Genomic DNA, 26,904 nt, shown 5'->3' with positions numbered 1-26,904 from the left:
CTCACCACTCAATCTCAGAGGGTGCGATGCGCGTGTCGTTCACCGTCACATCGGCGATGTTGCCGTCGGCAAAGCGAATGACGCGGTGCGCCATCGCCTGAATGCCCGCATTATGGGTGATCACAATGGTGGAGGTGCCCAGTTCAGCATTGATCTTCTCAAGCGCTTCAAGCACTTGAACCCCGGTTTTACTGTCAAGCGCCCCTGTGGGTTCATCGCACAGCAATACCTCGGGCCGCTTGGCGATCGCACGCGCAATGGCAACGCGTTGTTGTTCACCACCTGACATTTCGGCCGGAAAATGATCCATCCTGTGCCCAAGCCCAACCCGCTCCAGCGCCTCTTCGGGGGGCATCGGCTCGGAAGCGATTTCGGTGACAAGGGCAACATTCTCACGCGCGGTCAGGGACGGGACGAGGTTATAGAACTGAAACACAAACCCCACATGGTCGCGACGATATCGTGTAAGCCCACGGTCAGACATCACAGTAAGCTCTTGATCGCGGAACCACGCCCGACCGCCACTGGCGTGATCAAGTCCACCCAGAATATTCAAAAGTGTGGATTTTCCTGATCCAGACGCTCCCAAAAGAACGGTGAACTCGCCGGCAATCAACTCGACATTCACCCCGCGCAAGGCCTGTACCTCCACCGCACCGGTGCGATAGATCTTGGTGATATCCTCAGTGTGAAACACCCGCGCAGGCGGTGTTTCTACAAGTCCCGAGGGGGTGCTGTTGGTCATTTCATGCGCCATACGCCTATCACACCCTGTTGTTGCACCAAGAACAATGATGTGGCGCAAGTTGTTGGGCATTTCAAGGGTCGCACCATAGGTGACGACGAGGCAGCAAAGCCTCGAAACTGGTGAAATTGTCAGGATTACCTGGTACCCGCGGCCGGACTCGAACCGGCACGGCCTCTCGGCCCAGAGATTTTAAGTCTCTTGTGTCTACCATTCCACCACGCGGGCCCCGACAAGTTACCCTGACGGGTCAGGTGGCGCGACAATAGCGATTTGATTGCGGGGGGCAAGAGCCTGATCGCGTTAAAATATCTTCTATAACTCTGTCCCGGGCGGGGTCAGCAACATGTGGCGTTCTGGCAGCCAGGGATTTAGCGCCAGCGCGGCGCGCAACACCTTTTGTGCCTCATCCTTTCGACCTAGCGCCTGCAAAGCCAGAACCTTACCAGCAAGCGCGGCCACATGGCGCGGCCGCAGGGCCAGGGCTTGATCCAGATCGCTCAACGAGCGCTCATACTCGCCGGCGAGAAACAACGCAAAGGCGCGTTGATTGTAGCCTTCGGCGTAACCGGGGCAATAGTCGATCAGGTGGCTCAGAATAGCTTCGGCCCCTGCGTAATCAGAAATGCGTATACGTAAGGCCCCGTCCTGCAATAACTCTTGCGCGGTGGCATCCGGTGCATCCCGCCACAAATGCCACATCTGGTTCACAAAGACCCGCGCCTCACCTTCGTTGCGTGCCTTTTGCACAGCCCCCAACAACAGATCCATTTCGGTCGAAATATCACGCGGATCCGGGCAGCTATCGGCCTGTGCCGTCGAAGACAATGCCAGCAACATCAAAGGTATGAGCAATAAGCGTTTCATGGCGTCAGCTTAGCACATCTTTCCCCACAGGCCAAAATCACAGCCCCGTCAGAAACATGTGACCCAGCTAAACGACAACATCAGGCACCGCCTGCCCCTCTTCCTTCACCGCTTGCATGGCCACATGGGTCGAAGATTGCGCCACATAGGGAAGCGTCGAAATCGCCTCGCCCAATACCCGGCGAAAATCCCGCATATTGCGACACCGCACCTTAAGCAGGTAATCAAAATGGGCCGCCAGCATATGGCATTCCTCGACCTCTGGAATGCGGATAGCCGCTTTGTTGAATGCCTTCAGCGCCGCTTCGCGCGTGTCGGTCAGTTTAATTTCAACAAACGCAACGTGATCACGCCCCAGCCGCAGGGGATCCACAAGCGCACGATAGCCAAGGATCACGCCCTCTGCCTCCAATCGCCTTAACCGCGCCTGAGTAGGTGACTTGGACAACCCAATGTGCCCCGCCAGATCGGTGATTGAAATTCGCCCATCCGACGCCAGCGCATCCAGGATGGCACGATCGAACCGGTCCAACTCCGCCTCTCTTTTTTCCCGCATAGCACACCCTCTTCAGTCGAATTCACCGAATATTGGGAATAATTGGTGATATTTCCCGCAAAAATGTCGCTACCATATCTCAACTGACCAATCAAGTTAGCACCCCCAACAGATACAGAGGCTGCCATGCTCGACCAACATACCTACCTGCCGCAATCCGCAATTTTGCCGGGCCTGATCAAACAGGCTGACCTGACGGATGCTGACCGCGCCGCGGTCTCGGCACAGGGGGCAGATTTCGTGCGCCAAATTCGGGCGATGGACAATCCGGGACTGATGGAGGTGTTTCTCGCCGAATATGGTCTTTCGACCGATGAAGGTATCGCGCTGATGTGTCTGGCTGAAGCGCTTTTGCGCGTGCCGGATTCCGTCACCATTGATGCGTTGATCGAAGATAAGATTGCACCCTCGGATTGGGAAAAGCACCTTGGTCGCTCCACCTCTTCATTGGTCAATGCCTCGACATGGGCGTTATTGATCACTGGCAAAGTCTTGGACGAGCAGAACAAAGGGTTGGTTGGTTCCTTGCGCGGCGCCGTGAAACGGCTGGGCGAACCGGTCATCAGAACCGCCGTAGCCCGCGCCATGCGCGAAATGGGCAGCCAGTTTGTGCTGGGCCAAGACATCCAAGATGCCATGAAACGTGGGAGCAAGATGGAGGAAAAGGGCTTTACCTATTCCTACGACATGCTGGGCGAAGCGGCCCTGACCGACGGTGATGCGCGCCGCTATCAGATGGCATATGCCAATGCAATTTCGGAAATCGCCGCAAATTGTAAATCCCAAGACACGCGTGAAAACCCTGGTATCTCCGTGAAACTCTCGGCGCTTTTTCCCCGTTATGAAGTCGCCAAACGCGATCGGGTGATGCGCGAATTGGTGCCGCGTGTGACCACACTGGCCCGCCTCGCCAAAGAAGCGCAGATGGGGTTCAATATCGACGCGGAAGAGGCCGACCGCCTGTCGCTGTCGTTTGACGTGATCGAAGCGGTGCTTGCCGATGACGCCTTAGCCGGTTGGGATGGCTTCGGCGTGGTTGTACAGGCCTATGGTTTGCGCGCAGCACAGGCGCTCGACGCGCTGCATGACATGGCTGAGAAATATGACCGAAAAATCATGGTGCGCTTGGTGAAAGGTGCCTATTGGGACACAGAAATCAAGCGTGCGCAGGTCATGGGGCTCGAAGATTTTCCGCTGTTCACCTCGAAATCGGCCACCGATGTGAGTTATATCGCCAATGCGCGCAAACTCTTTGCCCTGCGCGATCGGATCTATCCACAGTTTGCCACCCACAACGCCCACACCGCCGCCGCTGTATTACACTTGGCGCAAGACATGGGGGCGACCCCGCGCGAATATGAATTCCAGCGTCTGCACGGGATGGGCGAGGGATTGCATACCATTGTAATGGCCGAAAACAAAACCCATTGCCGGATTTATGCCCCCGTGGGCGCACACCGTGATTTGCTTGCCTATCTGGTACGCCGCTTGCTTGAAAACGGCGCGAACTCTTCGTTTGTGAACCAGATTGTCGATGATTCCGTCCCCCCGGAAGTGGTCGCGGCCTGCCCGTTTGATCATCTATCCGTCCCGGCCCCTGCGATCCCAACGGGCCCGAACCTGTTCGGTAAACGGGTCAATTCCAAGGGTTACGATTTAACCCATGCTCCGCATCTGGACCTGATTGATGCTGCTCGCGCGCCTTATGAAAACGCTCAGTTCACCGCATTTCCCCTGACCGCGCAGACGCCCAAAGGGGGCGATGTCATCACCGTTAAAAACCCGGCGACGGGCGAGGATATTGGCAAAATCACATGGGCCAGCGACGCGGATTGCGCGCATGCGCTTGAGGCTGCAACGCCGTGGGATGCGGACGGCAAGACGCGCGCTGAGATCTTGAACAAAGCCGCTGACCTTTACGAGGACCGTTTTGGCCTATTTTATGCTTTGCTTGCGCGCGAAGCTGGAAAATCCATGATGGACGCCATGAATGAACTGCGAGAAGCCATTGATTTTCTAAGGTATTATGCAGATCGAATTGCGACCCTGTCCAGTCCGGCACGCGGGATTTTTACATGTATCTCGCCCTGGAACTTCCCGCTCGCGATCTTTACCGGACAAATTGCCGGGGCTTTGGCGGCGGGCAATGGCGTCTTGGCAAAACCTGCCGAACAGACCGGGTTGATCGCTTATGAAGCCGTCAAGCTTCTGCACCAGGCGGGGGTGCCTTCTGAGGTTTTGCAACTTTTGCCCGGTGACGGTGCGACAGTCGGGGCGGCGCTTACATCGGATGCACGCGTCAATGGTGTGGCCTTTACCGGCGGCACCGACACCGCAATGATCATTCGCCGGGCTATGGCCGACCATCTTGCCCCCGGCGCACCGTTTATTGCAGAGACGGGTGGTCTGAATGCGATGATCGTAGACAGCACTGCGCTACCTGAACAAGCGGTACGCGACATTACTGCCTCCAGCTTTCAATCTGCCGGGCAGCGTTGCTCCGCCCTGCGTTGTCTCTATGTGCAAGAGGATGTGGCCAAGGCGGTCACTGAGATGCTGATCGGGGCGACCAAAGAAATGTCGATCGGCACCCCATGGCATCTGTCCACCGATATAGGCCCGGTGATTGATGACGATGCGATGGCAGGCATCCGTGCGCATGTTGACATCGCCCGTTCTGAGGGGCGTGTGATCTATGAAGGCAGCGTGCCCAAAGAGGGTCATTTTGTGGCTCCGACAATTATCAAGATCAACGCGATCACGGATCTCGAGCGGGAGATCTTTGGCCCTGTGCTGCATCTGATCACCTTTAAGGCAGGTGAGCTTGATAAGGTCATCGATGACGTGAACGCCACGGGATACGGGCTAACATTTGGGCTGCACACCCGCATCGACGCGCGTGTCCAGCATGTGGCGGAGCGAATTTCGGCGGGCAATATCTACGTGAACCGTAACCAGATCGGTGCGGTTGTCGGGTCACAACCCTTTGGTGGAGAGGGACTTTCGGGGACCGGCCCCAAAGCAGGCGGCCCAATGTATGTCGATCGGTTCTGCATGCCAACCGCGGCAAGCGCAGCACCAGCCAACCTATCCGTGCAGCTGCCCGGCCCAACCGGAGAGCTCAACCGTCTGTCAATGCATTTACGCCCGGCGCTATTGTGCCTGGGACCAGATAAAGCCACCGCGGAAGCACAAGCCAAGATCGTGCGTGGATTGGGCGGCGAAGCGATTGTTGCAGCGGATTTAAGCCCTGATGCCCTTTTGGCATATGGCCCCATCGGCGGCGTGATTTGGGAAGGCTCGACGGAGATGGCGCGCAAGTTCGTGCAAGCACTGGCCGCGCGCAGCGGGGCAATTGTGCCGCTGATCACCGGATCACTCACCCTAAATGACGTTTGGCATGAACGTCATCTTTGTGTGGATTTGACGGCCTCTGGTGGCAACGCTGAACTGTTGCAATTGTCGTCCAAACAGGCGCAAGCCAGCTAATCCCCCCCGCCGGGTTAAGTCACAGTCGATAACAGCTTGACCCGGCGGGAAAAAATCCTTTTTGTCGGGTCATGATACCGATCAGAGACCATAACCCTTCGCTGCGGGTGCCATATGTGACCTACGCGCTGATTGGCATCAATCTCGCGGTTTTTCTAGCCATGTGGCCCCTTCGCGGCAATGAACATGCATTGGCCGAGGTATATTTCACCTATGGTGCCGTGCCCGTTGAGGTGTGGCGTGGCGGCGAAATCCACACGCTCGTCACGTCAATTTTCCTGCATGGCGGCTTCATGCATTTTGCGGGTAACATGTTGTTTTTGTGGATTTTTGGGGACAACCTGGAGGATCTACTGGGCCATATCCGTTTTGCGCTGTTTTATCTTGCGACGGGCATCGGGGCGAGTGTGGTACAGATATTGGCCGACCCCGGCAGCGCCGTGCCAATTGTTGGTGCATCCGGCGCAATTGCGGGAATTATGGGGGGGTATTTGCTGCTTTTTCCGCGGGCACGGGTCGACGTATTGTTTATTATCGTGATCTTTTTCAAAGTGATCCCATTTCCCGCCTGGGCCATGCTGATGATCTGGTTTGCCCTTCAGCTTTGGGGGGGCGTTGCCAATTTTGGCGCGCAGGGCGGCGTTGCCTATTGGGCCCATATCGGCGGGTTTGTGGTTGGATTTCTGGCCATGCTTCCATACTGGCGACGGCTGGGGGCAACACGTTATTGGCAGATAACGGATGGCCATCCGGATCATCCTGTGGCGCATTACCGGTTTCAGAAAAGCCACATACCAGCGGTTCGGAGAAAGAAGTGACACAAGATCAACATCACGGATCCTGCCATTGTGGCGCGGTGGAGTTTGAGGTGGTTTTGTCCGCGGGGCTAACCAGTGCAGTGCGCTGTAATTGTTCCTATTGTTCGCGCCGTGGCACCATCGCTGTCACCGCCCAAGTGGGTGATCTGACGATCACAAAAGGGGCCAATCACATTCGTGATGTACCAATGGAACACAAAGGTCGCAAAACATTGGTTCTGTCCAACCTGTGGGATCTCCACCCATCATCAGCGCCGCTCGAACCCGAATGAATTTGGGGTGAATGCCGCCTGTCTGGACGGGGTAAAGGTGTGGGAAATAGACCAGGTGGCCTGGACCGATGGGCGCAACCATTCCAAAGACCGCTGACACCCTGTGCTGGGCGTTCAGCCGTCCATGTCAGTGTTTTCGACTGTTTTGCTGAGCTGATTGGCCAAGCCGGGAATATTGGCCCCAACCGTAAATGCGGCGGCCATGCCAAGCATCACGGTCACGGCGGTGAGTACAATCCAGTCGACGGTAACGGCGCCGTCTTCGTCGCGGATCTGGCCTCGCAATCGGGCTATGAGTACAAATATCTGTTCCATAAAGCTGTTTTTGCCGAAAAATGGGGCCAAACTGTGACGCGTTAGGGTTAAATTTACGAAACGCCCCTTTGCTGACCTCGGAAATCGGGATGCGAAAAAAAACGGGCCCGCTAAGGCCCGCTTTTAATATAACATTTCTTAGCGGTCGTCGGGCGGGTTAGTCCCGGATGACTTTGGCAAACTTTTCAAAGATCTGCTCGTTGGCCACGATCAGTTCGCCGTCTTCCAGAATGTTGCCTGCCGGATCGATCGGCTGCACAAATGCGCCAGCCTCTTTGGCAATCACCAAACCAGCGGCGATATCCCATGAGTTCAGGCGGCGTTCCCAATAGCCATCGTAACGCCCCGCGGCCACATAGGCCAAATCAAGCGCGGCAGAGCCAAAGCGGCGCACACCAGCGGTTGCCGGCAGCAAGCGCGCCAGATCCTGAAGGGTGGCTGGCAGGTCGGAACGGCCCCCAAAGGGCAGACCCGTTGCAAAAATGCTTTCGATCATGCGCGAACGGCCCGAGGCACGCAAACGGGTTTGGTTCATCCAAGCGCCCGCGCCTTTTTCGGCGATGAACATCTCGTCTTTGGCGGCGTCAAAAATGACCCCAGCCACCACTTCGCCTTTATGCTCCAGCGCAATCGAGATTGCCCAATGTGGCAGACCGTGCAGATAGTTGGTGGTGCCGTCCAGTGGGTCAACGATCCAACGACGTGTCGGGTCTTTGCCCTCTTGGGCGCCCCCCTCTTCGCCGATCCAACCATAGTTGGGGCGTGCTTCCATCAGCTCTTCTTTGATGATCTCTTCAGCAGCAATATCGGCCTTGCTGACAAAGTCACCCGCGCCTTTTGTCGACACCTGAAGGTTCTCGACCTCGCGGAAGTCTTTCACAAGGCTGCGGCCTGCGGCACGCGCGGCTTTGATCATCACGTTGAGGTTGGCACTGAATTGCATGGGGGCGCTCCTAAAGTCTCAGAGCGCGCGTATAAGCCTTATATAAGCCTTTGCCAAGTTTTCTTATGCTTAAAGCCCCCAAGAATTCGCATGTCCGCTATGTTTCTGGCGATCCCCGCGTCTAACGCTGCATTTTCACGGGTTCCGAGCGGCACAGCCGGATCATATGCGCCATAAACGCCACCATCGTGTCCTCTTCGCGGGTGGCGGCATACATCCGTTTGGACAGGCCGCTTTCTGTCAGGCGTTTGGTCACATAATCGGGATTGTGTTTCACCGATCTTAGCACCCAATCCGGCATCACAGACACACCACGCCCCGCGGCCACCAGCATCAGGATCACCTCGGTCATTTCAACCTGACGCACCACACGCGGTTCCACCCGTTCGGGGGTCAGCAGGGCTGTGAAAAGATCAATTTTGGACCGTTCAACAGGATAGGTCAGCACCATTTCTTCTTCGAAATCTTCAGCGTCTATGAATTCTTTTGCCGCAAGGGGATGATTTGCCGCCGCCACAAACCGTGGTTCATAGTCAAACAGAGGCGTGAAATTGACACCGGGCATATCCACGGGATCCGAAGTTATCACAAAATCAACTTCCTCGCGGCGCAGCGCCTCAAGCGCATCAAAAGCCAAGCGTTGACGAATGTCCAAATCCACCTCTGGCCAAGCATGGCGCAATTTGTCCAGCACCGGAAACAACCAGTCAAAACACGCGTGGCATTCAATGGCGATGTGCAACCGGCCTGAACGACCTTCGTGCAACGCGCGAAACTCCTCCTCGATCGCGGAAATTTCTGGCAACACCCGCTCCGCCAGGCGCAAAAGCTTTACCCCAGCCGGTGACAGTTTCATTGGCTTGGTGCGGCGATGAAACAACTCCATCCCAACTTGATCTTCCAACCCTTTGATTTGGTGGCTCAACGCAGATTGGGTAATGTGCAGAATATCCGCAGCACGCGCCAAATTGCCGGCCTGATGGATGGCGCGGATGGTGCGCAGATGGCGAAACTCAATATACATGTGCATCTTTCATATTCTTCGTGAGAATTATGAAATTGTCTCACATCACGAAATCAGACACAAGAGGTCAACGACACACGCGACCCAAAGACAAAACAGCCGAGGCTTCCGATGACCACCCCGAACATCTCATTTGAGTTTTTCCCCCCCCAATCGCTCGAAGCAAGCTGGCGCCTGTGGGACACGGTGCGCGATCTGGCCCCGCTGGACCCAGGCTTTGTGTCGGTCACCTACGGTGCGGGCGGCACGACACGCGATCTGACCCATGATGCGGTTGGGCTGATCCACAAGCAATACGGGCTGAACGTGGCGGCGCATTTGACATGTGTGGATGCGACACGCAAAGAAACCCTCGCGATTGCAAAGTCTTACGCGGATGTTGGCGTGAAAGAGATTGTTGCCCTGCGTGGCGATGCCCCAAAAGGATCCGACACATTCACCCCCCACAAAGACGGGTTTTCCAATTCAGTGGAGTTGATTGAAGCCCTGTCTGACACCGGGGATTTTCACATCCGTGTTGGCGCCTATCCCGAACCACACCCGGAAGCCGACGACATGCAAGCCTGTGTAGATTGGTTGAAGCGCAAAGTGGATGCAGGCGCACATTCCGCCATCACACAATTTTTCTTTGAGGCTGACACCTTTCTGCGGTTCCGCGACGCCTGTGTTGCTGCGGGGATCACCGTGCCAATTATTCCTGGCGTCCTGCCGATTGAGAATTGGTCCGGCGTGCGCAAATTCGCCACCAGCTGCGGCACCACCGTTCCCGCATGGTTGGACGATGCGTTTGACAAAGCCAAACGCGACGATCGCGAAGACCTTTTGGCCACCGCCCTTTGTACCGAGCTGTGCAGCGACCTGACCGACGAAGGGGTTGAGGATTTACACTTCTATACGCTCAATAAACCCGCGCTGACCCGCGACATTTGTCATGCCCTTGGCGTGACACCGAAAGTACAGCTGCAGAACGTGGCCTAATCAAGTTCACCAAGCACCTTTTGTTCCAAGGTGTTCCCTGTCGAAAGGCGTGGTCCTTGGATCACGTCTTTTGCGTTTGTGAACCAAACACGCCGCTGCGTCACACTGGACGCGCCGTCGTTGCACCCACACTGTATCCACATCTAAGGGAGCGCGACATGACCACAGCAACATCAATGCAAGACCTGTTGACCGGCGAAGAGCTGTTAAAAATCTCTGGGTTGGAGTTCATGCAGCAAACCCTTGCAGGCACCCTGCCCCGCCCGCCCATTTCGGTTGGTCTGAATTACACGCTGTATGCCGTTGAAGATGGCAAAGTGGCATTTCGTGGCACGCCGGAATTTGAGCATTGCAACCCCATGGGAACAGTCCACGGGGGCTGGTACGGCACCCTGTTGGACAGTTGCATGGCCTGTGCGGTCATGACCAAAGTGCCCAAAGGGTCGGTCTATACCACCTTGGAATTCAAGGTAAATATCATCCGTTCCATCCCGCCGGGAACAAAGGTTGAGGCGGTTGGTGTCACGCAACACACGGGCCGTTCAACAGGGGTGGCCTCTGGGGAATTGCGCGGGGTGGCAGACGGGAAGCTTTACGCCACCGGGTCCACCACCTGCATCATCATGAAGCTTGACTAGGGCCTTGGCGGGCTAGGCCGTCAGCCGTTGCACCGTGACCAAATCTGCTTTGCCATAGCCGTTAAATCGCGTGCCCATGGCAATGGAATAGGCCCCCATGCCGTCAAACAAGACATAATCCCCCTCATCCAAACCTTCTGGCAAAGCCAAGGGATCGGGCAGCCGGTCAATGCTGTCACAGGTTGGGCCATAGATCACACGCGGACGCCCGTCACACGCCAGTTCTGAGGCATCAGATTGCAAACAACGCACCCGATCCACGGTGCCAATTTGGTGGGCTTCTGCCAAACCGCCATAGATCCCATCATTCAGAAACACCGTGCCATCCTGACGCACCGCTTTCACGCGCGTGGCGAGGGTAAAGGCTTCTGCCACCATAGCGCGTCCCGGCTCACACACCAAAGTTGGGGCATTATCGCCAAAATACGCCTGTTTTGCCGATTTAATCCCGGCAAAGATCGCCTCAAGATCAGGGGCGACACCACGGTTTGATGCGTACCCTCCGCCCACGTTGAGGCGCGCCAGTGTCACATTCGCCGCTTTCGCCACATCCGCGCAGACCTCGATGTAATGCATCCACACCTTGGGGTCGGCGCATTGGGTGCCCGGATGAAAGGTCATCGAAGTGATGTAACCCGCTGCGTTCACAGCCTTCAAAAGGGCAACGGCCTCTTCTGGATCCGCCCCGAACTTCTCGCCAAAGTGATAGGCCGCACCCTCCACCGGCAGGCACAGACGTACAGAAATCTCCACCCCATCGGTGGGAACCTGCGCCCGCAATTTTTCAAATTCACGCATAGAATCAATCGAGTACGACACCACGCCCATCTCAACCGCCACAGCGATCTCTTCTGGTGTGCGCACCGGATTGTTGTAATGCAGCGCCACATCCGGCGAAACCGCACGCAGTTCGCGCATTTCCACGGGGCTGGCCACATCAAAAGCCGACAGACCAGACGCCACCAGATTTTCCAACACAACCTTTGTGTCATTGGCCTTGACCGCATAGGTCACCAAGCCGTCAAACCCGTCAATGAAACGGCGAGCCGTTGCCTGAAGCACAGCGGGCGCAAAATACATCACGGGGCCGGTAGGATTGGCGGCCTTTAGATGCGATGTCACGGTGGTCCAGATAGAAGGTTGTCTGCTCATTTGATCCTCGTTCGCGTGTTCTTCTTTCAGATTCTTTATCTTGACCGTCGATTTCCAGTGTGACTTCGGGCAAAATGCATGTAATTAACCGACTAAATGACGCGCCTTACGAACAAATGGACGACCGATGGGAAAAACAATGGATGAAACGGACCGCGAACTGATTGCGCAGCTTGAACAAAATGCCCGATTGCCGGTTGCGACATTGGCCCGGCGATTGGGTTTGGCACGCTCGACCGTGCAGGCCAGAATTGAGCGTCTGGAAGAACGCGGGATTATTGCGGGTTATGCGCTAAAACTTGGCGATGAGGCACGCGGTGACGTCATCCGCGCCACCGTTCTTATTCAGATTGAGCCGCGCTCGGCGCCGGCTGTGGTGTCACGGTTGAAAACGCTGACCCAAGTGGAAACCGCACACACGGCCTCTGGCCGGTTCGACATGATTTTACGTCTGGCCGCCACCTCCACCGCGCATCTTGATCAAGCCTTGGACATTATCGGCGAAATTGATGGGGTCCGAGGATCAGAAAGCTTGATCCACCTCTCGACGCGCATCGACCGATTGGGGTAACATTCTTTCAAGAATGACATTTTTATCAATAACATGCTGAGAATTCTATGCCCGTGACCACCTATCCCACCGCCCCTATTGACGGACAGGTTCCGGGGACATCTGGCTTGCGGAAAAAGACGCAGGTATTTTCCAGTCCGGGCTATTTGGAAACCTATGTGCAGGCGGTGTTGAATGCCATTGGCGCCCCCGGAAAGACGCTCGTCTTGGGCGGCGATGGGCGGTTTTTTAATGACACGGCAAGTGCGATCATTTTGCGTATGGCGGCGGCCAATGGTGTGGCCAAAGTGATCGTCGGTCAGAACGGCATCCTATCAACCCCAGCCGCCAGTCACTTGATCCGCTTGCGCAAAGCGGATGGAGGGATCATTCTGTCCGCCAGCCACAATCCTGGTGGTCCTGACGGTGATTTCGGCTTGAAATACAACATTGCAAACGGGGGACCTGCGCCGGAATCCGTGACCGATGAAATCGTCTCTAAAGCGACGACCATCACCGAATATCATATGACCGACACCGCCGCCCCATCGCTGAGCCAAGTGGGAACCTTGACCCTGGACGGCATGACCCTTGAGGTTGTGGACCCGGTCGAAGACTATGCCGTCCTGATGGATGAGCTTTTTGAAATGCCTGCCATTCGGGCCCTATTTGCCTCTGGTTTCAGAATGCGTTTTGACGCGATGCACGCGGTGACCGGCCCATATGCAAAAGAAATCCTTGTGAACAGATTGGGCGCCCATCCGAATACGGTGCTGAACGGCGCGCCCCTTAAAGACTTTGGCGCCCAAATCGGGGGGGGCCACCCAGACCCGAACCCCGTCTGGGCCAAACCGCTATATGATCTGATGATGGACGAGGACGCCCCTGATTTTGCCGCCGCCTCTGATGGCGATGGGGATCGCAATATGATCTTGGGGCGCGACATTTATGTCACCCCGTCAGACAGCCTTGCGGTCTTGGCGGCAAATGCTGATCTTGCGCCGGGATATGCGGGTGGGATTAACGGGATCGCCCGGTCCATGCCCACCTCTGGCGCCTCTGATCGGGTGGCCAAAAAGCTGGGCATCGAAGCTTTTCAAACCCCAACTGGATGGAAATATTTCGGCACGCTTTTGGATGCGGGTCGCGCGACCCTTTGCGGCGAGGAAAGTGCGGGGACCGGTTCCAATCATGTGCGGGAAAAAGACGGGCTTTGGGCGGTGCTGTTGTGGCTCAACATCCTTGCTGTACGTCGCGAAAGCGTGGCGGACATCTTAACCGCACATTGGGCGGAATTTGGCCGCAACTATTACTCGCGCCATGATTACGAAGCTGTGGACAGCGGCTTGGCCGAGGGGATCGTCGCCGATTTACGCGCACGCCTCGACACACTTGCCGGCACAACCGCCGCCGGAAGCTTGGTAACCAGCGCAGAAGAGTTCGCCTATACCGATCCAGTGGATGGCAGCCACACCACAAACCAGGGCTTGATCATCAGTTTTGAGGGCGGCGCGCGCGCCATGCTGCGCCTGTCTGGCACCGGGACAGAGGGCGCAACCATTCGCGTTTACCTCGAAAACTACGCAGGCCCCGAGGAGGATCATTCGCTGGACGCCCAAGTCGCGCTAAAGGATGTGATTGCCGCAACAGAAGAGATCACCGGAATTCGCACGCGCACAGGGCGCGACCACCCCGATGTGATCAGTTAAGTGGGGCAAGCCCCAGTTTTCTGCCTCCGGCGGGGATATTTTCAGAAAGAGGAAAAGCGAAGACAGGCGGTGGCCCTTCCCCTTTGCGTTCCATGCGGTTAAACCCCAGTGAACATGTGATATGACGGGACAGAACCATGGCCATGGACAAGACTTTTGACGCAGCATCTGCTGAGGCGCGGATTTACAAAACCTGGGAAGAGGCTGGCGCCTTTAAGGCGGGCGCAAATGCAAAGCCCGGGGCGGACAGCTTTACCATCATGATCCCGCCGCCAAATGTGACCGGTGCGCTGCATGTGGGCCATGCGTTCAACAACACACTTCAGGATATTTTGGTGCGCTGGCACCGGATGCGCGGCTTCAACACGCTGTGGCAACCGGGCCAGGACCACGCGGGCATTGCCACGCAATTGCAAGTCGAAAAGATGCTGGCAGAAACCCAGCAACCGGGTCGACGCGAATTGGGACGCGAGGCGTTTTTGGGCAAGATCTGGGAATGGAAAGGCGAATACGGCTCTACCATTATCAACCAGTTGAAACGTTTGGGATCCACCTGCGACTGGTCACGCAACGCCTTCACCATGGCCGGTGCGCCGGGTGATCCGCGCACGGGGCACGAAAACTCCGCCAACTTCCACGATGCCGTGCTGAAAGTCTTTGTCGACATGTACGATAAGGGGTTGATTTATCGCGGCAAACGTCTGGTCAATTGGGACCCGCATTTTGAAACTGCGATCTCGGATCTTGAGGTTGAAAACATTGAGACCCCCGGTCACATGTGGCATTTCAAATACCCGCTGGCCGGGGGCGCGACCTATACTTACGTCGAGAAAGACGAAGATGGGAATGTGACCCTGACGGAAGAGCGTGACTATATTTCCATCGCCACGACCCGGCCGGAAACCATGTTGGGGGATGGCGCGGTGGCCGTGCACCCCGATGACGAACGTTACGCGCCTATTGTTGGCAAGCTTTGTGAAATTCCGGTTGGGCCAAAAGAGCATCGCCGCCTGATCCCGATTATCACCGATGAATACCCGGAAATGGATTTTGGGTCCGGTGCGGTGAAAATCACTGGCGCGCATGACTTTAACGACTATCAAGTTGCCAAGCGCGGCGGCATCCCGATGTATTCGCTGATGGACACCCGTGGGGCCATGCGGGCGGACGGTCGCCCTTATGATGAAGAAGCGGCCATCGCCCAGCGTATTGCCAATGGCGAAGAGGATTTTGACGAGGCAAAGATCGCCGCGATGAACCTTGTGCCGGATGAATACCGTGGTTTGGATCGCTTTGAGGCCCGCACCAAAGTCATCGCTGACATCACCGCCGAAGGGCTGGCGGTGATGACCACGGTGACCAAAACCATAAAAGACGACGAAGGCAACGAGACTGAGGTCACCGAGACCGTGCCTTATGTTGAAGCAAAGCCAATCATGCAGCCGTTTGGGGATCGTTCCAAGGTTGTCATTGAACCGATGCTGACCGATCAGTGGTTTGTGGACGCCAAAGAAATCGCTGGTCCCGCGCTGGACGCAGTGCGCAACGGTGACGTGAAGATCATGCCCGAAAGTGGCGAGAAGACCTTTTATCATTGGCTGGAAAATATCGAGCCTTGGTGTATTTCCCGCCAGCTGTGGTGGGGGCATCAGGTGCCGGTTTGGTATGGGTTTGATCTGTCCGGCGAAGGATATCACGACGATGAAAATGATGGCGCGCTTGATTTGGTCGAAATGCTCCGCCTGTTGTGGGAACAAGACTTTTTACCGGGTCACGAAAAAAGCCACGCAGCCGCCAGCTTTGACGATGTCGTCAAACAGTTTTCAGATGTTCTGGACGGTTTGCCGACCCCGTTGAACGGGGCCCGTGTGGTTGAGGTGGCGGATCGCGCAGCCGCAACCCATATGTTAGCAGAATGCCTCGCGGCTTACGAAATGGATCAGGATCCGACCAAATTGGTCTACCCTGTTTGGCGCGACCCTGATGTGCTCGACACTTGGTTCTCCTCCGGCCTCTGGCCCTTTGGCACGCTGGGCTGGCCAAACGACACCCAAGAACTGGCGGATTACTTCCCCGGCGACGTGTTGATCACCGGGCAAGACATCCTGTTTTTCTGGGTCGCGCGGATGATGATGATGGGTCAGGCTGTGACGGGACAAAACCCGTTCCACACGGTGTACCTGCATGGTCTTGTGCGTGATGAGAAGGGCAAGAAGATGTCTAAAACCACGGGCAATGTGATTGACCCGCTGGAAATCATTGACGAATTCGGCGCCGATGCGCTGCGCATGACCAACACGGCGATGGCGTCGATCGGTGGGGTGCTGAAGCTTTCAACCGAGCGCATTGCGGGGTATCGCAATTTCGGCACCAAAATCTGGAACGCCGCCCGCTTTGCCGAGATGAACGAGTGCAAACCATCTGCGGATTTTGACCCGTCGGCCACCACGCAAACCGTGAACCGCTGGATCATTTCAGAGACCGCCAAAGCGCGGATCATGGTGGATGAAGCGCTGGATGCTTACCGTTTCAACGACGCCGCTCTGGGTTTGTATGCCTATACGTGGGGCAAGGTGTGCGACTGGTATGTTGAATTTTCAAAACCTCTGTTGAACTCGGATAATGAGGCCGTTGTCGCCGAGACCCGCGCGACCATGGCATGGGTGATTGATCAATGCCTGATCATGTTGCACCCGATCATGCCGTTCATCACCGAAGAGCTTTGGGGCCAAATCGCAGACCGCGACACCATGCTGATCCACGCAGAATGGCCCACTTACGGCGCTGAACTGGTGGATGAGGATGCCGCACGCGAGATGAACTGGGTGATTTCCCTGATCGAAAACATCCGTTCCGCGCGCGCGCAAATGCATGTGCCTGCTGGTTTGAAAATCCCCGTGATCATGCAAGACCTTGACGACAAAGGCCGCAAGGCGCTTGGCGAAAATCAGGGCTTGGTCACGCGTATGGCCCGCATCGACAGCATCACGGAAATGGCCGATCTGCCCAAGGGCTGTATCACCGTGCCCGTGGATGGCGGCACCTTTGCCCTGCCGCTGGCCGACATCATTGACGTGAACGAGGAAATTGCCCGGCTTGAGAAATCTCTGGGCAAGCTTGCCAAAGAGCTGGGCGGTCTGCGCGGACGATTGAAAAATCCGAAGTTTGCGGAAAGCGCCCCTGCTGACGTGGTTGAGGAAACCCGCCAGAACCTGGTCGCACGTGAGGCAGAGGAAGCCAAGCTTTTGGGGGCTTTGGATCGTTTGAAAGAGATCTAATCTTTTGAAAACACGCTATAAAGGCCGGGCGAGATGCTCGGCCTTTTGCGTTTTCGGTCAGTGGATCACACGTTCCACGGCGCGCATCATGCCCATGGATTTGTCATAGACAAGCTCCAACACCCTGCGGGCTGGGGGAGATTTGGCAAGCGTGACAGCGGTTTGTGGGGCGGCGCGAAGGCTTGCTGCGGCGGCGGCACTGGTCAGAAACAAACGTCTGCTCATTTGGGGCATATTGGCCTCCTGAATTTTGCTATGGCAACGTAAAGTTGCGAACCATTCTCATGTAAGGTCAATTTACCCATTTTCAAGCGTGGCCGCTCTTGTACCCTTCACGACAGCCTGTTCTAACATCCTTATGACCAAGACTTACGCTCGCCTGACCCCGCTCGCCAAAACGCTTCCTGCCGCCGTTCCATTTGTGGGCCCGGAAACACAAGAACGTGCGCGAGGGCGGGCTTTTGATGCGCGTCTTGGGGCAAATGAGAATGTCTTTGGCCCCTCGCCCAAAGCCGTCGCCGCGATGCAAAAGGCCGCCAGTGAGGCGTGGATGTATGGGGACCCGGAAAACTATGATTTGCGCAACGCCCTGAGCGCACATCACAATATCCCAACTGAGAGCATCTTGGTGGGGGAAGGCATCGACGGCATTTTGGGCTATCTCGTGCGGCTGTTGATCCAACCGGGTGACAAGGTGGTCACCTCGCAGGGGGCCTATCCGACGTTTAACTATCATGTTGCGGGCTTTGGCGGCGAACTTGTGACGGTCCCTTACAAAAACGACCACGAAGACCCAGAGGCGTTGATCGCAAAAGCCAACGAGGTCGGCGCCAAGCTTGTCTATATCGCCAACCCAGACAACCCGATGGGCACATGGCACGATGCCGCCCGTATTCAGACGATGATCGACGCTGTGCCCGAAGGCTGTCTTTTGGTGTTGGATGAAGCCTATATCGAATTTGCGCCCGAAGGCACGGCCCCTGCGCTGGATCCAAACGATCCGCGCGTCATCCGTATGCGCACGTTTTCAAAGGCTTACAGCCTTGCGGGCGCACGCGTCGGATATGCGATTTCACATCCGGAGCTGATCACGGCCTTTAACAAGATCCGCAATCATTTTGGCATGTGCCGGATTTCGCAAGCGGGCGCTTTGGCGGCGTTAGAGGATGCAGACTATCTTACGGAGACGCAAAACAACATCGCCAAGGCACGCACACGGATCGACGACATTGCCCGCGAGAATGGCCTGAGCACCCTGCCCTCCGGTACAAATTTTGTCGCCATTGATTGCGGTCAGGATGGAGACTTCGCCCGTAAGGTTCTGGCAGCGCTGGTAAAGCGGAACCTCTTTGTGCGCATGCCCTTTGCGGCCCCACAGGACCGATGCATTCGCCTGTCAGCAGGCCGCCCTCAGGATCTTGATGTGTTTGCCGCAGCTTTGCCTGATGCGTTGAGAGAGGCCCGCAACTAACGGCCCGCTCAACCAAGAGTGTTCGTTCAAGCTTCCGCCATGACCTTCGCCATGGCCTCTAGGGCGCCCTCGCCATGTGGAATGTTTAGCGCCGTCAAACCCGCTTCGATTGCGGACAAGGCCCCCATCACCATATGCGCGTTCACATGCCCCATGTGGCCCAACCGGAAAAAACCCGTGCTGTCGGGGTCTTCGTCGGTGCCCATTCCCAGTCCGATCCCCAAGGTCACGCCCATTTTGGCCTCGCACCATTCGCGCAATCGAAGCCCGTTTGGCGCCCCAATCCCAACCGAGGTCACAGCGCAGGATCGGTTGGCACGATCGGCCACATTCAACGCCACGGGCCCCGCATTTGCCCATGCGTCAAAAGTCGCCCAAATCGCGCGGGCAAGATGTTCATGCCGCGCCCAAACCGCTTCAATTCCGCCTTCGTCCTCTATCATCGCAAGGGCAGCACGTAGGCCATAAAGGTGATGCGTTGGCGGCGTTCCCCCAAAATACTGCCACAGCTGGTCGGGATTTTTACGTGGCTCCCAATCCCAGTAATTGGACACACGGGGCAGTTCCTGGCGTGCCGCCACCGCCTTTTCATTAAAAAACACAAAGCCCAACCCCGGCGGAACCATCATTCCCTTTTGGCTGGCCCCGACCATCACATCCACCCCCCAAGCGTCCATTTCAAAACGTTCGGCACCAAAAGACGCGATGCAATCAGCCATCAACAGTGCGGGGTGGTCTGCGTGATCCATCGCCGCCCGTATCGCTGCGATATCGTTTTTCACCGAGCTTGACGTATCCACATGCGTGGCGAGCACGGCCTTAATCTCATGATTGTGATCCTCACGAAGGACAGCGGCCACATGTGCCGCATCCACTGGCGTTGCATTGCCGAAGTCCATCACCTGTGGGGTAGCCCCAAGTGAGCAAGCCATTTCAGCCCATCCATGACCAAATCGACCCGTGCAAAGAGACAGAACCTTATCACCGGGGGCAAGAACATTGGACAAAGCCGCCTCCCATGCGCCATGCCCATTGGCGATATAGATCGTCGCAAAATGTCTGGTGCGCGCCACATTTTTCAACCCGGACATGATCCCCGGCATCATATCCACCAGCTCGCCCGCGTAAATATTGGGGGCTGCGGTGTGCATGGCTTGCAACACACGATCGGGCATAACCGAGGGGCCAGGGATGGCCAGATAACTGCGTCCATGGGCAAGCGACATGGGAAACCTCACTGTGAGTTTATTGTTTTCATTAGGGGTAAGGCGCGAACAAAGACCCGTCAACGCGGGCGCCATTCAAATTTGTGACGCTCATCAGAATAGTTATTTATGGATCCGGTAAAAAGTACGTTGCTTGTCTGCCCCGGCCTTTGACGATACACCGGTGGAAACCCGGCGACCAGATCTGCGGAGCGCGTATGTTTTCGACCCTTTATGCCAAGATCAAGGCCAAAGAACGCGCGTGGAAGCACGGGTTTGGCATGGATATCTCAACCCCAAAAGCGCGCCGTTCCGCCCGCACGCATAACAATTTGGTGGATCATGCGTTTTTGCGCCGTATGCTGCCCAATCGTTATCAATTGTCAGATGACGCGTGGCGGTCAAACCAGCCTGACCCCGTACATTTTCCCGCATTGTCCGAAATTGGCATCAAGTCGGTAATCAACCTGCGCGGGGCAGATGTGTATTCGTATTACCTTTTTGAAAAAGAGGCCTGTGCGGATTATGGCATGGCCCTTTACGACCTGCCGCTTGAAGCGCGTGAACTGTTGCCCGCCGAGCAATATTTGGCGTTGTTTGATCTGATGGACCAAGTGGAAAAACCAATGCTGATCCATTGCAAATCAGGCGCAGACCGCACCGGGTTGGCGGCGGCCTTTTACATGATTGATTATCAGGGTGCGCCCGTTGAAGAGGCCGCCAAGCAACTGTCGATCAAATATGCTCATCAGCATTGGTCAAAGGCGGGGATATTGGACCATGTGATTGCAGCCTACAGGGATCACATCCAGGCCGACCCAATGCCAATCCGCGACTGGATCCGCGACTATTATGACCCAGAGGCGCTGACCGCATCGTTTAACGACAAGCGCAATGGGCGGAGCGATACATGAGTGACGTCAAGCAATCTACCGCAATGAAGGACCCAATGATCCGCTGGCTTTGGCGCGGGTACTTACGGGCGTATCGCCTGCCGTTGGTGATTGCCGTTTTACTGATGGCGACCGAAGGCATAGCCCTTGGCGGGTTAAGTTATATGATCAAGCCAATGTTTGACACCGCTTTTGCGGGCGGATCGACCGCCGCAATTTTTGGCGTGGCGGCGATGGTCGCAGGCATTTTTGTGGTGCGCGCAATCTCTGCCTTTGGCCATAAAACGCTGATGGTTCATGTGGGACAGCGGGTGGCCGCGCGGCTGCAATCAAACATGGTGACGCATATGCTCACCCTTGATAGCAACTATTTCCGTGACAATTCACCGGGCACATTGATGGAACGGGTACGTGGTGATGCGCAGGCGATCGCCACCATTTGGGAGGTGGTTCTCTCGGCGGTGGCGCGCGATGTTGTGTCGTTATTGGCACTGCTTGGCGTGGCGTTTTGGATCGACTGGGTTTGGGTGCTGATCGCGGTGGCAGCTGCCCCCATCCTCACCATCCCAGTCGGCATCTTGCAAAAGCGCGTGCGCCGCACCACAACCGACAGCCGCGCCTCGGCCGCGCAAATCTCAACCCGATTGGATGAGATTTTCCACGGCATCAATCAGATCAAACTCGCAGGCGCAGAGACACGAGAGCGCGGCCGGGTAGAGAATGAGATTGATACCTTTGCCTCGACCCATTTGAAAAGCCAGATCAGCCAGGCCGGTATCGTCGCGCTTATCGACATTATCGCCGCGATCGGCTTTTTTGGTGTGCTGTTCTACGGTGGCCTACAGATCGTTGCCGGTGAAAAAACGGTGGGCGAGTTCATGTCTTTCTTCACCGCCATGGCGCTGGTTTTTGACCCTATGCGCAATCTGGGCCGTGTGTCAGGCGCATGGCAAGCCGCGCTTGCCAGTCTGGAACGCATCCGCGATGTTTTTAACACCCGCGCGACAATCCTGTCGCCAGCCACGCCAAAACGACTGTCTGGCCCAGCCCAAAACGCCGATATCGTGCTAAGCAATGTTCAGTTTTCCTATGGTGATACGCCGGTTTTAAAAGGCGCAAGTTTTACCGCAAACGCGGGCCAAACCACCGCCCTTGTCGGCGCCTCTGGCGCTGGGAAAAGCACTGTGTTCAACCTGCTTACGCGCTTGTCTGACGCGGGCAAGGGTAGCATCACCATCGGCGGCACCAATATTACTGACCTGCCATTGGATCAACTGCGCGCGCTTTATTCCGTGGTCAGCCAAGAGGCGCTGCTGTTTGATGAGACACTGCGCGATAACATCTTGATGGGCCGCGATAACGTGTCCGATACCAGCCTAAACCACGCACTGAAAACCGCCCATGTGGCCGATTTTCTGCCGCAACTGGAACAAGGGATCGACACCCCGGCCGGGCCGCGAGGGTCAAACCTTTCGGGGGGGCAGAAACAACGGGTTGCTATTGCGCGTGCTGTGTTACGAGATGCGCCCGTCCTTTTGTTGGACGAGGCCACATCTGCCCTTGATGCAAAGTCCGAAAAGCTCGTGCAAGACGCGCTGGATCAACTCTCCGAAGGGCGCACCACACTGGTCATTGCCCATCGCCTTTCCACCATCCAAGCGGCGGATAAAATCGTCGTGATGGATCACGGCAAAGTGGTCGATCAAGGCACCCATGATGAACTTCTTGCGCGCGGCGGCATCTATGCCCAACTCCATGCGTTACAGTTCAAAGACAGTGGGCCAACCGCAGAAGAGAAAGCGCTCGGCAATTCCCGCACCATTGCCTCCCCCCCCGGTGCAAAGAAATTTGACCTGAGAAGGTTCAGCCTGAAACGTCTGTTTGGCTTTGGCCGCAATGAGGAGCACAAATGACCCGTACCACTGACAGAACGGTTTTATGCCTGACCGGCGCGGATCGCACCGAGTTCCTGCAGGGCCTTATCACTAATGATATCAAAGGCCTGTCGGATGGGATGCTTTATGCCGCAATGTTGACGCCACAAGGAAAATACCTTGCTGACTTCTTTCTGATCGCAACAGACGATGGCATTCTTTTGGATGTCCACAGCAGTTTGGCGCCGGGTCTTACACAACGCCTGACCATGTACAAATTGCGCGCCGATGTGCAAATCTCTGCCACAGATATCGTGCCTGCGCGCGGCCTGTCTGAGACGCCCGAAGGGGCATTTCCCGATCCACGCCACCCGGATATGGGCTGGCGCGCCTATGATGGTCGCCCTTCAGAACAGGGGGATTTTGACGCGGTGCGTGTGGCCCATGTGATCCCGGAAACCGGAATTGAGCTGAGCTCTGAAAGTTACATTCTTGAGGCCGGGTTTGAACGGCTGCACGGCGTTGATTTTCGCAAGGGATGCTATGTGGGCCAAGAGGTCACAGCGCGCATGAAGCACAAAACTGAGCTGCGCAAAGGCTTGGTGCAGGTGCGAATTTCGGGGCACGCCCCCGTGGGCACGGAGATCACCGCAAGTGGCAAGCCCGCCGGCACTTTGTTCACCCAATCAGGTGGGCTGGCGATCGCATATCTGCGTTTTGACCGGGCAAGTGGCGAGATGATGGCAGGTGATGCAAAAGTGAGCTGGCCCGCGTAAAACGACGGGGATTACAAATTCCCACCAAAGCGCGGACGCTCAGGTGCATAGGTCCAATGTCCCGTAGGAATCCCATCCAACGTCCAATCCCCAATGCGATACCGGATGAGCCGTAAGGTTGGGTGACCAATCGCGGCGGTCATGCGGCGCACCTGTCGGTTTCGCCCCTCGCTGATCGTAATTTCGACCCAAGTATCGGGAATAGATTTGCGCACCCGAATAGGTGGCGTGCGCGGCCAGAGCATTTGTGGTTCAGACATGCGTGTGACCTTGGCCGGACGCGTGCGTCCGTCCTTTAGATCCACCCCTTTTGCCAACGCCTTTAACGCGGCCTCTTCCGGTTCACCTTCGACCTGCGCCCAATATGTTTTCTCAAGCTTGAATTTTGGATTGGCAATCTTGGCCTGCAAGCCGCCATTGTCCGTCAGCACCAAAAGCCCCTCGCTGTCGCGATCCAACCGTCCGGCGGCATAGACCTTGGGGATGTCGATATAGGTCGATAATGTCTCGCGGTTGCTTGCCTCAAGGCTTTTGTCGGTAAATTGCGACAGCACATTAAAGGGCTTGTTGAAGAGAATGGTGGTCATCTGATCCTCAAATAAAAAGGGCAGCGCCATCGCCCTGCCCCTTTGTAACTAGAATTTTCAGAAACTTAAGCGCGTTCTGAGTATTCCATCGACTCGGTGTTAACCACAATTGCTTCGTCCTGGCCCACAAAAGGCGGCACCATAACCTTAACGCCATTGTCCAAAATCGCAGGCTTAAAGCTGTTGGCGGCGGTCTGACCTTTCACAACTGGCTCGGTTTCCACCACGACGCAGGTCACCTTTTGGGGCACAGTCGCATTCAAAGCTTCGTCGTCATAGAACTCAACCACAATGGTCATACCGTCCTGCAGGAACGGGCGGCGATCGCCCAAAAGCTCTGCTGGCAATTCGATTTGCTCATAGGTTTCAGTGTCCATAAATACCAGCATACCACTGCTTTCATACAGAAATTGCTGGTCTTTTTGCTCCAGACGTACACGTTCCACTTTGTCTGCTGACCGGAACCGTTCGTTCAGTTTGGACCCGTTGCGCAGGTTGCGCAGTTCGACCTGAGCAAAGGCGCCGCCCTTGCCGGGCTTGACGTGGTCGACTTTGACGGCGGCCCATAGGCCGTTGTTATGTTCCAGCACATTGCCGGGGCGGATTTCGTTGCCATTGATCTTGGCCATGGTGTTGGACCCTTTAAAAGGTTGATTTTTGTCTGGATGCACCTATATCTTGCGGGTCTTCCCCATGCAAGACGACGCCATGCTCGCTTTACCCTGCACTTCGCATTGTAACAGCTATGCAACAAAAGCATGGCAGCCATGCGCTGAGGGGGATATCGAATCGCGGGGAAAACGCCATATTGGCCGAACGCCATGTGAGCGCAAGCAAGAAACGTAAAGGACAACCATGTTGGATTCCGTAGACGGTACTGCATTCAATCACGAACAAGGCAATCGCGCACGCAAGCTTTTTGCCGCTGTTGTGCTGGCTGCCCTTGATGATGCAATTGCAGATGACAAGAAATACGGCAATGGGCCGGACCAAATTGCCCGTTGGGCACGGTCGCGTGACGGACGTGAGGTCTTAAGCTGTGCGGGCATCGACCCGAACGAACGTGTGGTCAAAGGCCTGATGGAATTTGTCGACAAAGGCATTCGTACCTCTGTGGCGCTCAGCCGCGAAGAAAGCGAACGTCGCAATGCAGCACAAGCCGAAGCGGCCTAACACCGCCTTAGCCGTTAGCACGAAAAGAACGCGCCCAATTGTGGCGCGTTTTTCTTTGCATCAACCACATATGTCGCCCCCCCGTAAATTCCTGTCGTGCGGGGGCTGTGCAGCGCGCATGAAATTTCATAAGCAGAGGGCATGAGTAAATCGATCATGATCCAGGGCGCCGGCTCTAACGTCGGAAAGTCCATGCTTGTCGCGGGCATCGCACGAGCCTGTGTAAAACGCGGCCTGTCCGTGGCACCATTCAAGCCGCAGAACATGTCCAACAACGCCGCTGTGACCGCAGATGGCGGTGAAATTGGCCGCGCACAGGCCCTTCAGGCCCGCGCCTGTGGTCTTGATCCCATTGTGGATATGAACCCGGTTCTGCTGAAACCTGAGACGGAGACAGGCGCACAGGTGATTGTCCAAGGCCAGCGCCTGACCACCTTGCGCGCGCGTGACTATGGCAAGATGAAATCAACGCTTATGCCGCGGGTGCTGGAAAGCTTTGAGCGTCTGAAACAGGGTCGCGATCTGGTCATTGTAGAGGGGGCGGGAAGCCCGGCTGAGATCAACCTGCGCTCGGGCGACATCGCCAACATGGGATTTGCAGAGGCTGCACATGTCCCGGTGGTTCTGGCGGGTGATATTGATCGGGGCGGCGTGATTGCACAGCTTGTTGGCACCCATGCCGTTTTGCCAAAAAGCGATCAAAGCCTGATCAAAGCCTTTCTTGTCAACAAGTTCCGAGGGGATGTTGCACTTTTTTCTGATGGCGCAAAAGAGATTGCGACCCGGACAGGTTGGTCGGATTTAGGCACGCTTCCGTGGTTTGCCGACGCCTGGAAATTACCTGCCGAAGATGTGCTCGACATCGCCACCCGCAAGGGGGGGCGGTTCAAAATCGTGGTGCCAAAACTGGGGCGCATCGCCAATTTTGATGATCTTGACCCACTGGTGAATGAACCGGATGTGACTGTTGAAATCATTGAACCGGGCCGCCCCCTGCCCCTTGATGCGGACCTCGTCTTAATCCCTGGATCCAAATCTACTATTTCCGACCTTGCAGAGTTCCGTCGCCAAGGATGGGACATCGACCTGCAAGCTCATACCCGCCGTGGTGGCCATGTTCTGGGTATCTGTGGTGGCTATCAAATGCTGGGGCGCGAAATCTGTGATGATAACGGCATTGAGGGCAACCCCGGTCGTGTTCCAGGCTTGGGCCATTTGGATGTTGTGACCAAGCTTGAGCCGAAGAAAACCCTTAGCCGAACCGAAGCAATAGATCGTAACAGCGGCGAGACCCTGCAAGGTTACGAAATTCATCTCGGACGCACGGAGGGCCCTGACACCGCGCGAGCTTGGTTGTCGATCGGTGAGAGAGCGGAAGGCGCAAGCAATGAAACCGGGCGTGTGCGCGGCTGTTACTTACACGGTTTATTCTCTGCTGACGGCTTTCGGCGCCAATATCTGACCGGGCTTGGGGCCCGCGTCTCTGACGCCAGTTACGACGGACAGGTTGAGGCGACCCTAGACGCATTGGCGCAGCATATCGAAGCGCATCTTGACCTCGACATGCTGCTTTCAATCGCAAAATAGGGTA

Annotated in this window: 25 protein-coding genes and 1 tRNA gene; 14 read left to right on the top strand and 12 right to left on the bottom strand. The window is 56.2% G+C overall.

Annotated features, from left to right (window positions below):
* Position 1: 1 nt before the first annotated feature.
* The 4 genes from KKW20_RS02865 to KKW20_RS02850 all read right to left on the bottom strand — a co-directional run bounded on the left by KKW20_RS02865 (position 2) and on the right by KKW20_RS02850 (position 2,168).
* Positions 2–745 carry an ABC transporter ATP-binding protein gene (locus KKW20_RS02865; RefSeq protein ID WP_214565867.1) on the bottom strand — a complete coding sequence of 248 codons (744 nt, stop codon included), beginning with the start codon at positions 743–745 and terminating at the stop codon, positions 2–4.
* 142 nt (positions 746–887) lie between these two features.
* Positions 888–973, bottom strand: a tRNA-Leu gene (locus KKW20_RS02860).
* Between the two features lie 87 nt (positions 974–1,060).
* Positions 1,061–1,612, bottom strand: coding sequence for a tetratricopeptide repeat protein (locus tag KKW20_RS02855; RefSeq protein WP_214565866.1), 552 nt, complete (start codon positions 1,610–1,612; stop codon positions 1,061–1,063).
* Positions 1,613–1,679: 67 nt separating this feature from the next.
* Positions 1,680–2,168 carry an Lrp/AsnC family transcriptional regulator gene (locus KKW20_RS02850; protein WP_214565865.1) on the bottom strand — a complete coding sequence of 163 codons (489 nt, stop codon included), beginning with the start codon at positions 2,166–2,168 and terminating at the stop codon, positions 1,680–1,682.
* Positions 2,169–2,294: 126 nt separating this feature from the next.
* On the opposite strand from KKW20_RS02850, the gene putA reads away from it, so the two are divergent.
* The 3 genes from putA to KKW20_RS02835 all read left to right on the top strand — a co-directional run bounded on the left by putA (position 2,295) and on the right by KKW20_RS02835 (position 6,747).
* Positions 2,295–5,657: a bifunctional proline dehydrogenase/L-glutamate gamma-semialdehyde dehydrogenase PutA gene (gene putA, locus KKW20_RS02845; protein WP_214565864.1), complete on the top strand. Its 3,363-nt coding sequence runs from the start codon at positions 2,295–2,297 to the stop codon at positions 5,655–5,657.
* Positions 5,658–5,728: 71 nt separating this feature from the next.
* On the top strand, positions 5,729–6,475 hold the full coding sequence (locus KKW20_RS02840) for a rhomboid family intramembrane serine protease (protein WP_214565863.1): 747 nt from the start codon (positions 5,729–5,731) through the stop codon (positions 6,473–6,475).
* Positions 6,472–6,747: a GFA family protein gene (locus KKW20_RS02835; protein WP_425514252.1), complete on the top strand. Its 276-nt coding sequence runs from the start codon at positions 6,472–6,474 to the stop codon at positions 6,745–6,747. Before KKW20_RS02840 ends, KKW20_RS02835 begins: the two co-directional genes overlap by 4 nt.
* Positions 6,748–6,861: 114 nt before the next feature.
* Here KKW20_RS02835 and KKW20_RS02830 read toward each other — a convergent pair whose 3' ends face one another.
* The 3 genes from KKW20_RS02830 to KKW20_RS02820 form a co-directional block, all read right to left on the bottom strand.
* A complete protein-coding gene (locus KKW20_RS02830; RefSeq protein WP_214565861.1) occupies positions 6,862–7,062 on the bottom strand; it encodes a hypothetical protein in 201 nt (66 codons plus the stop codon).
* A 157-nt stretch (positions 7,063–7,219) separates the two neighbouring features.
* Positions 7,220–8,005: an inositol monophosphatase family protein gene (locus KKW20_RS02825; protein WP_214565859.1), complete on the bottom strand. Its 786-nt coding sequence runs from the start codon at positions 8,003–8,005 to the stop codon at positions 7,220–7,222.
* Between the two features lie 121 nt (positions 8,006–8,126).
* A complete protein-coding gene (locus tag KKW20_RS02820; RefSeq protein ID WP_214565858.1) occupies positions 8,127–9,029 on the bottom strand; it encodes a LysR family transcriptional regulator in 903 nt (300 codons plus the stop codon).
* 111 nt (positions 9,030–9,140) lie between these two features.
* Between KKW20_RS02820 and metF the strand changes: the two genes are divergently transcribed.
* Positions 9,141–10,007, top strand: a complete 867-nt coding sequence (gene metF / locus KKW20_RS02815) for a methylenetetrahydrofolate reductase [NAD(P)H] (protein WP_214565857.1) — start codon at positions 9,141–9,143, stop codon at positions 10,005–10,007.
* A gap of 158 nt (positions 10,008–10,165) precedes the next feature.
* Entirely contained in the window at positions 10,166–10,645 is a 480-nt protein-coding gene (locus KKW20_RS02810; protein ID WP_214565856.1) for a PaaI family thioesterase, read from the top strand.
* Between the two features lie 12 nt (positions 10,646–10,657).
* On the opposite strand, the gene KKW20_RS02805 is transcribed toward KKW20_RS02810, so the two are convergent.
* Positions 10,658–11,797 (bottom strand): type III PLP-dependent enzyme, encoded by a 1,140-nt coding sequence (locus KKW20_RS02805; protein ID WP_214565855.1) that lies wholly within the window; start codon positions 11,795–11,797, stop codon positions 10,658–10,660.
* A 139-nt stretch (positions 11,798–11,936) separates the two neighbouring features.
* On the opposite strand from KKW20_RS02805, the gene KKW20_RS02800 reads away from it, so the two are divergent.
* The 3 genes from KKW20_RS02800 to KKW20_RS02790 all read left to right on the top strand — a co-directional run bounded on the left by KKW20_RS02800 (position 11,937) and on the right by KKW20_RS02790 (position 17,334).
* Positions 11,937–12,368 (top strand): Lrp/AsnC family transcriptional regulator, encoded by a 432-nt coding sequence (locus KKW20_RS02800; RefSeq protein WP_214566068.1) that lies wholly within the window; start codon positions 11,937–11,939, stop codon positions 12,366–12,368.
* A gap of 47 nt (positions 12,369–12,415) precedes the next feature.
* Complete coding sequence (locus KKW20_RS02795) at positions 12,416–14,056, top strand: alpha-D-glucose phosphate-specific phosphoglucomutase (protein WP_214565854.1); 1,641 nt, start codon at positions 12,416–12,418, stop codon at positions 14,054–14,056.
* 137 nt (positions 14,057–14,193) lie between these two features.
* The gene (locus KKW20_RS02790; RefSeq protein ID WP_214565852.1) at positions 14,194–17,334 is read left to right on the top strand and encodes a valine--tRNA ligase; all 3,141 of its coding nucleotides are present in this window, start codon (positions 14,194–14,196) and stop codon (positions 17,332–17,334) included.
* A gap of 57 nt (positions 17,335–17,391) precedes the next feature.
* On the opposite strand, the gene KKW20_RS02785 is transcribed toward KKW20_RS02790, so the two are convergent.
* The gene (locus KKW20_RS02785) at positions 17,392–17,568 is read right to left on the bottom strand and encodes a Tat pathway signal protein (protein WP_214565850.1); all 177 of its coding nucleotides are present in this window, start codon (positions 17,566–17,568) and stop codon (positions 17,392–17,394) included.
* Between the two features lie 124 nt (positions 17,569–17,692).
* Here KKW20_RS02785 and KKW20_RS02780 point away from each other — a divergent pair, with 124 nt between their 5' ends.
* On the top strand, positions 17,693–18,805 hold the full coding sequence (locus KKW20_RS02780; RefSeq protein ID WP_214565848.1) for a pyridoxal phosphate-dependent aminotransferase: 1,113 nt from the start codon (positions 17,693–17,695) through the stop codon (positions 18,803–18,805).
* A 26-nt stretch (positions 18,806–18,831) separates the two neighbouring features.
* Here KKW20_RS02780 and KKW20_RS02775 read toward each other — a convergent pair whose 3' ends face one another.
* Entirely contained in the window at positions 18,832–20,031 is a 1,200-nt protein-coding gene (locus KKW20_RS02775; RefSeq protein WP_214565846.1) for a pyridoxal-phosphate-dependent aminotransferase family protein, read from the bottom strand.
* Between the two features lie 197 nt (positions 20,032–20,228).
* On the opposite strand from KKW20_RS02775, the gene KKW20_RS02770 reads away from it, so the two are divergent.
* The 3 genes from KKW20_RS02770 to ygfZ are packed head-to-tail and all read left to right on the top strand — an operon-like array spanning position 20,229 to position 23,553.
* Positions 20,229–20,924: a phosphatase domain-containing protein gene (locus tag KKW20_RS02770; protein WP_214565844.1), complete on the top strand. Its 696-nt coding sequence runs from the start codon at positions 20,229–20,231 to the stop codon at positions 20,922–20,924.
* A complete protein-coding gene (locus tag KKW20_RS02765; protein WP_246534400.1) occupies positions 20,921–22,816 on the top strand; it encodes an ABC transporter ATP-binding protein in 1,896 nt (631 codons plus the stop codon). The genes KKW20_RS02770 and KKW20_RS02765 overlap by 4 nt, the downstream gene beginning before the upstream one ends.
* Positions 22,813–23,553 carry a CAF17-like 4Fe-4S cluster assembly/insertion protein YgfZ gene (gene ygfZ / locus KKW20_RS02760; protein ID WP_214565843.1) on the top strand — a complete coding sequence of 247 codons (741 nt, stop codon included), beginning with the start codon at positions 22,813–22,815 and terminating at the stop codon, positions 23,551–23,553. Before KKW20_RS02765 ends, ygfZ begins: the two co-directional genes overlap by 4 nt.
* 11 nt (positions 23,554–23,564) lie before the next feature.
* Here ygfZ and KKW20_RS02755 read toward each other — a convergent pair whose 3' ends face one another.
* Entirely contained in the window at positions 23,565–24,170 is a 606-nt protein-coding gene (locus tag KKW20_RS02755; protein ID WP_246534399.1) for a pseudouridine synthase, read from the bottom strand.
* Between the two features lie 35 nt (positions 24,171–24,205).
* Entirely contained in the window at positions 24,206–24,769 is a 564-nt protein-coding gene (efp, locus tag KKW20_RS02750) for an elongation factor P (RefSeq protein WP_214565841.1), read from the bottom strand.
* Between the two features lie 226 nt (positions 24,770–24,995).
* Between efp and KKW20_RS02745 the strand changes: the two genes are divergently transcribed.
* Both KKW20_RS02745 and KKW20_RS02740 read left to right on the top strand, forming a co-directional pair.
* Entirely contained in the window at positions 24,996–25,313 is a 318-nt protein-coding gene (locus KKW20_RS02745; RefSeq protein ID WP_214565839.1) for a DUF6280 family protein, read from the top strand.
* 141 nt (positions 25,314–25,454) lie between these two features.
* Positions 25,455–26,900 carry a cobyric acid synthase gene (locus KKW20_RS02740; protein ID WP_214565837.1) on the top strand — a complete coding sequence of 482 codons (1,446 nt, stop codon included), beginning with the start codon at positions 25,455–25,457 and terminating at the stop codon, positions 26,898–26,900.
* Positions 26,901–26,904: the final 4 nt, after the last annotated feature.

The organism is Aliiroseovarius lamellibrachiae (genome assembly GCF_018599245.1).
GTDB lineage: Bacteria > Pseudomonadota > Alphaproteobacteria > Rhodobacterales > Rhodobacteraceae > Aliiroseovarius > Aliiroseovarius lamellibrachiae.
Note: the sequence above shows the minus strand (reverse complement) of the source record. Positions and strands in the feature narration are given on the sequence as shown.

What these genes read in the sequence shown, in the direction of transcription:
- KKW20_RS02800 (WP_214566068.1), top strand. Translation starts at nt 11,937, where the DNA reads ATGGATGAAACGGACCGCGAACTGATTGCGCAGCTTGAACAAAATGCC.
- KKW20_RS02770 (WP_214565844.1), top strand. Translation starts at nt 20,229, where the DNA reads ATGTTTTCGACCCTTTATGCCAAGATCAAGGCCAAAGAACGCGCGTGG.
- KKW20_RS02780 (WP_214565848.1), top strand. Translation starts at nt 17,693, where the DNA reads ATGACCAAGACTTACGCTCGCCTGACCCCGCTCGCCAAAACGCTTCCT.
- KKW20_RS02825 (WP_214565859.1), bottom strand. Translation starts at nt 8,005, where the DNA reads ATGCAATTCAGTGCCAACCTCAACGTGATGATCAAAGCCGCGCGTGCC.
- KKW20_RS02745 (WP_214565839.1), top strand. Translation starts at nt 24,996, where the DNA reads ATGTTGGATTCCGTAGACGGTACTGCATTCAATCACGAACAAGGCAAT.
- KKW20_RS02840 (WP_214565863.1), top strand. Translation starts at nt 5,729, where the DNA reads ATGATACCGATCAGAGACCATAACCCTTCGCTGCGGGTGCCATATGTG.
- KKW20_RS02850 (WP_214565865.1), bottom strand. Translation starts at nt 2,168, where the DNA reads ATGCGGGAAAAAAGAGAGGCGGAGTTGGACCGGTTCGATCGTGCCATC.
- KKW20_RS02830 (WP_214565861.1), bottom strand. Translation starts at nt 7,062, where the DNA reads ATGGAACAGATATTTGTACTCATAGCCCGATTGCGAGGCCAGATCCGC.
- KKW20_RS02805 (WP_214565855.1), bottom strand. Translation starts at nt 11,797, where the DNA reads ATGAGCAGACAACCTTCTATCTGGACCACCGTGACATCGCATCTAAAG.
- efp (WP_214565841.1), bottom strand. Translation starts at nt 24,769, where the DNA reads ATGGCCAAGATCAATGGCAACGAAATCCGCCCCGGCAATGTGCTGGAA.
- metF (WP_214565857.1), top strand. Translation starts at nt 9,141, where the DNA reads ATGACCACCCCGAACATCTCATTTGAGTTTTTCCCCCCCCAATCGCTC.
- KKW20_RS02755 (WP_246534399.1), bottom strand. Translation starts at nt 24,170, where the DNA reads ATGGCGCTGCCCTTTTTATTTGAGGATCAGATGACCACCATTCTCTTC.
- KKW20_RS02855 (WP_214565866.1), bottom strand. Translation starts at nt 1,612, where the DNA reads ATGAAACGCTTATTGCTCATACCTTTGATGTTGCTGGCATTGTCTTCG.
- KKW20_RS02810 (WP_214565856.1), top strand. Translation starts at nt 10,166, where the DNA reads ATGACCACAGCAACATCAATGCAAGACCTGTTGACCGGCGAAGAGCTG.
- ygfZ (WP_214565843.1), top strand. Translation starts at nt 22,813, where the DNA reads ATGACCCGTACCACTGACAGAACGGTTTTATGCCTGACCGGCGCGGAT.
- KKW20_RS02865 (WP_214565867.1), bottom strand. Translation starts at nt 745, where the DNA reads ATGACCAACAGCACCCCCTCGGGACTTGTAGAAACACCGCCTGCGCGG.
- KKW20_RS02785 (WP_214565850.1), bottom strand. Translation starts at nt 17,568, where the DNA reads ATGCCCCAAATGAGCAGACGTTTGTTTCTGACCAGTGCCGCCGCCGCA.
- KKW20_RS02820 (WP_214565858.1), bottom strand. Translation starts at nt 9,029, where the DNA reads ATGTATATTGAGTTTCGCCATCTGCGCACCATCCGCGCCATCCATCAG.
- putA (WP_214565864.1), top strand. Translation starts at nt 2,295, where the DNA reads ATGCTCGACCAACATACCTACCTGCCGCAATCCGCAATTTTGCCGGGC.
- KKW20_RS02790 (WP_214565852.1), top strand. Translation starts at nt 14,194, where the DNA reads ATGGCCATGGACAAGACTTTTGACGCAGCATCTGCTGAGGCGCGGATT.
- KKW20_RS02765 (WP_246534400.1), top strand. Translation starts at nt 20,921, where the DNA reads ATGAGTGACGTCAAGCAATCTACCGCAATGAAGGACCCAATGATCCGC.
- KKW20_RS02795 (WP_214565854.1), top strand. Translation starts at nt 12,416, where the DNA reads ATGCCCGTGACCACCTATCCCACCGCCCCTATTGACGGACAGGTTCCG.
- KKW20_RS02740 (WP_214565837.1), top strand. Translation starts at nt 25,455, where the DNA reads ATGAGTAAATCGATCATGATCCAGGGCGCCGGCTCTAACGTCGGAAAG.
- KKW20_RS02775 (WP_214565846.1), bottom strand. Translation starts at nt 20,031, where the DNA reads ATGTCGCTTGCCCATGGACGCAGTTATCTGGCCATCCCTGGCCCCTCG.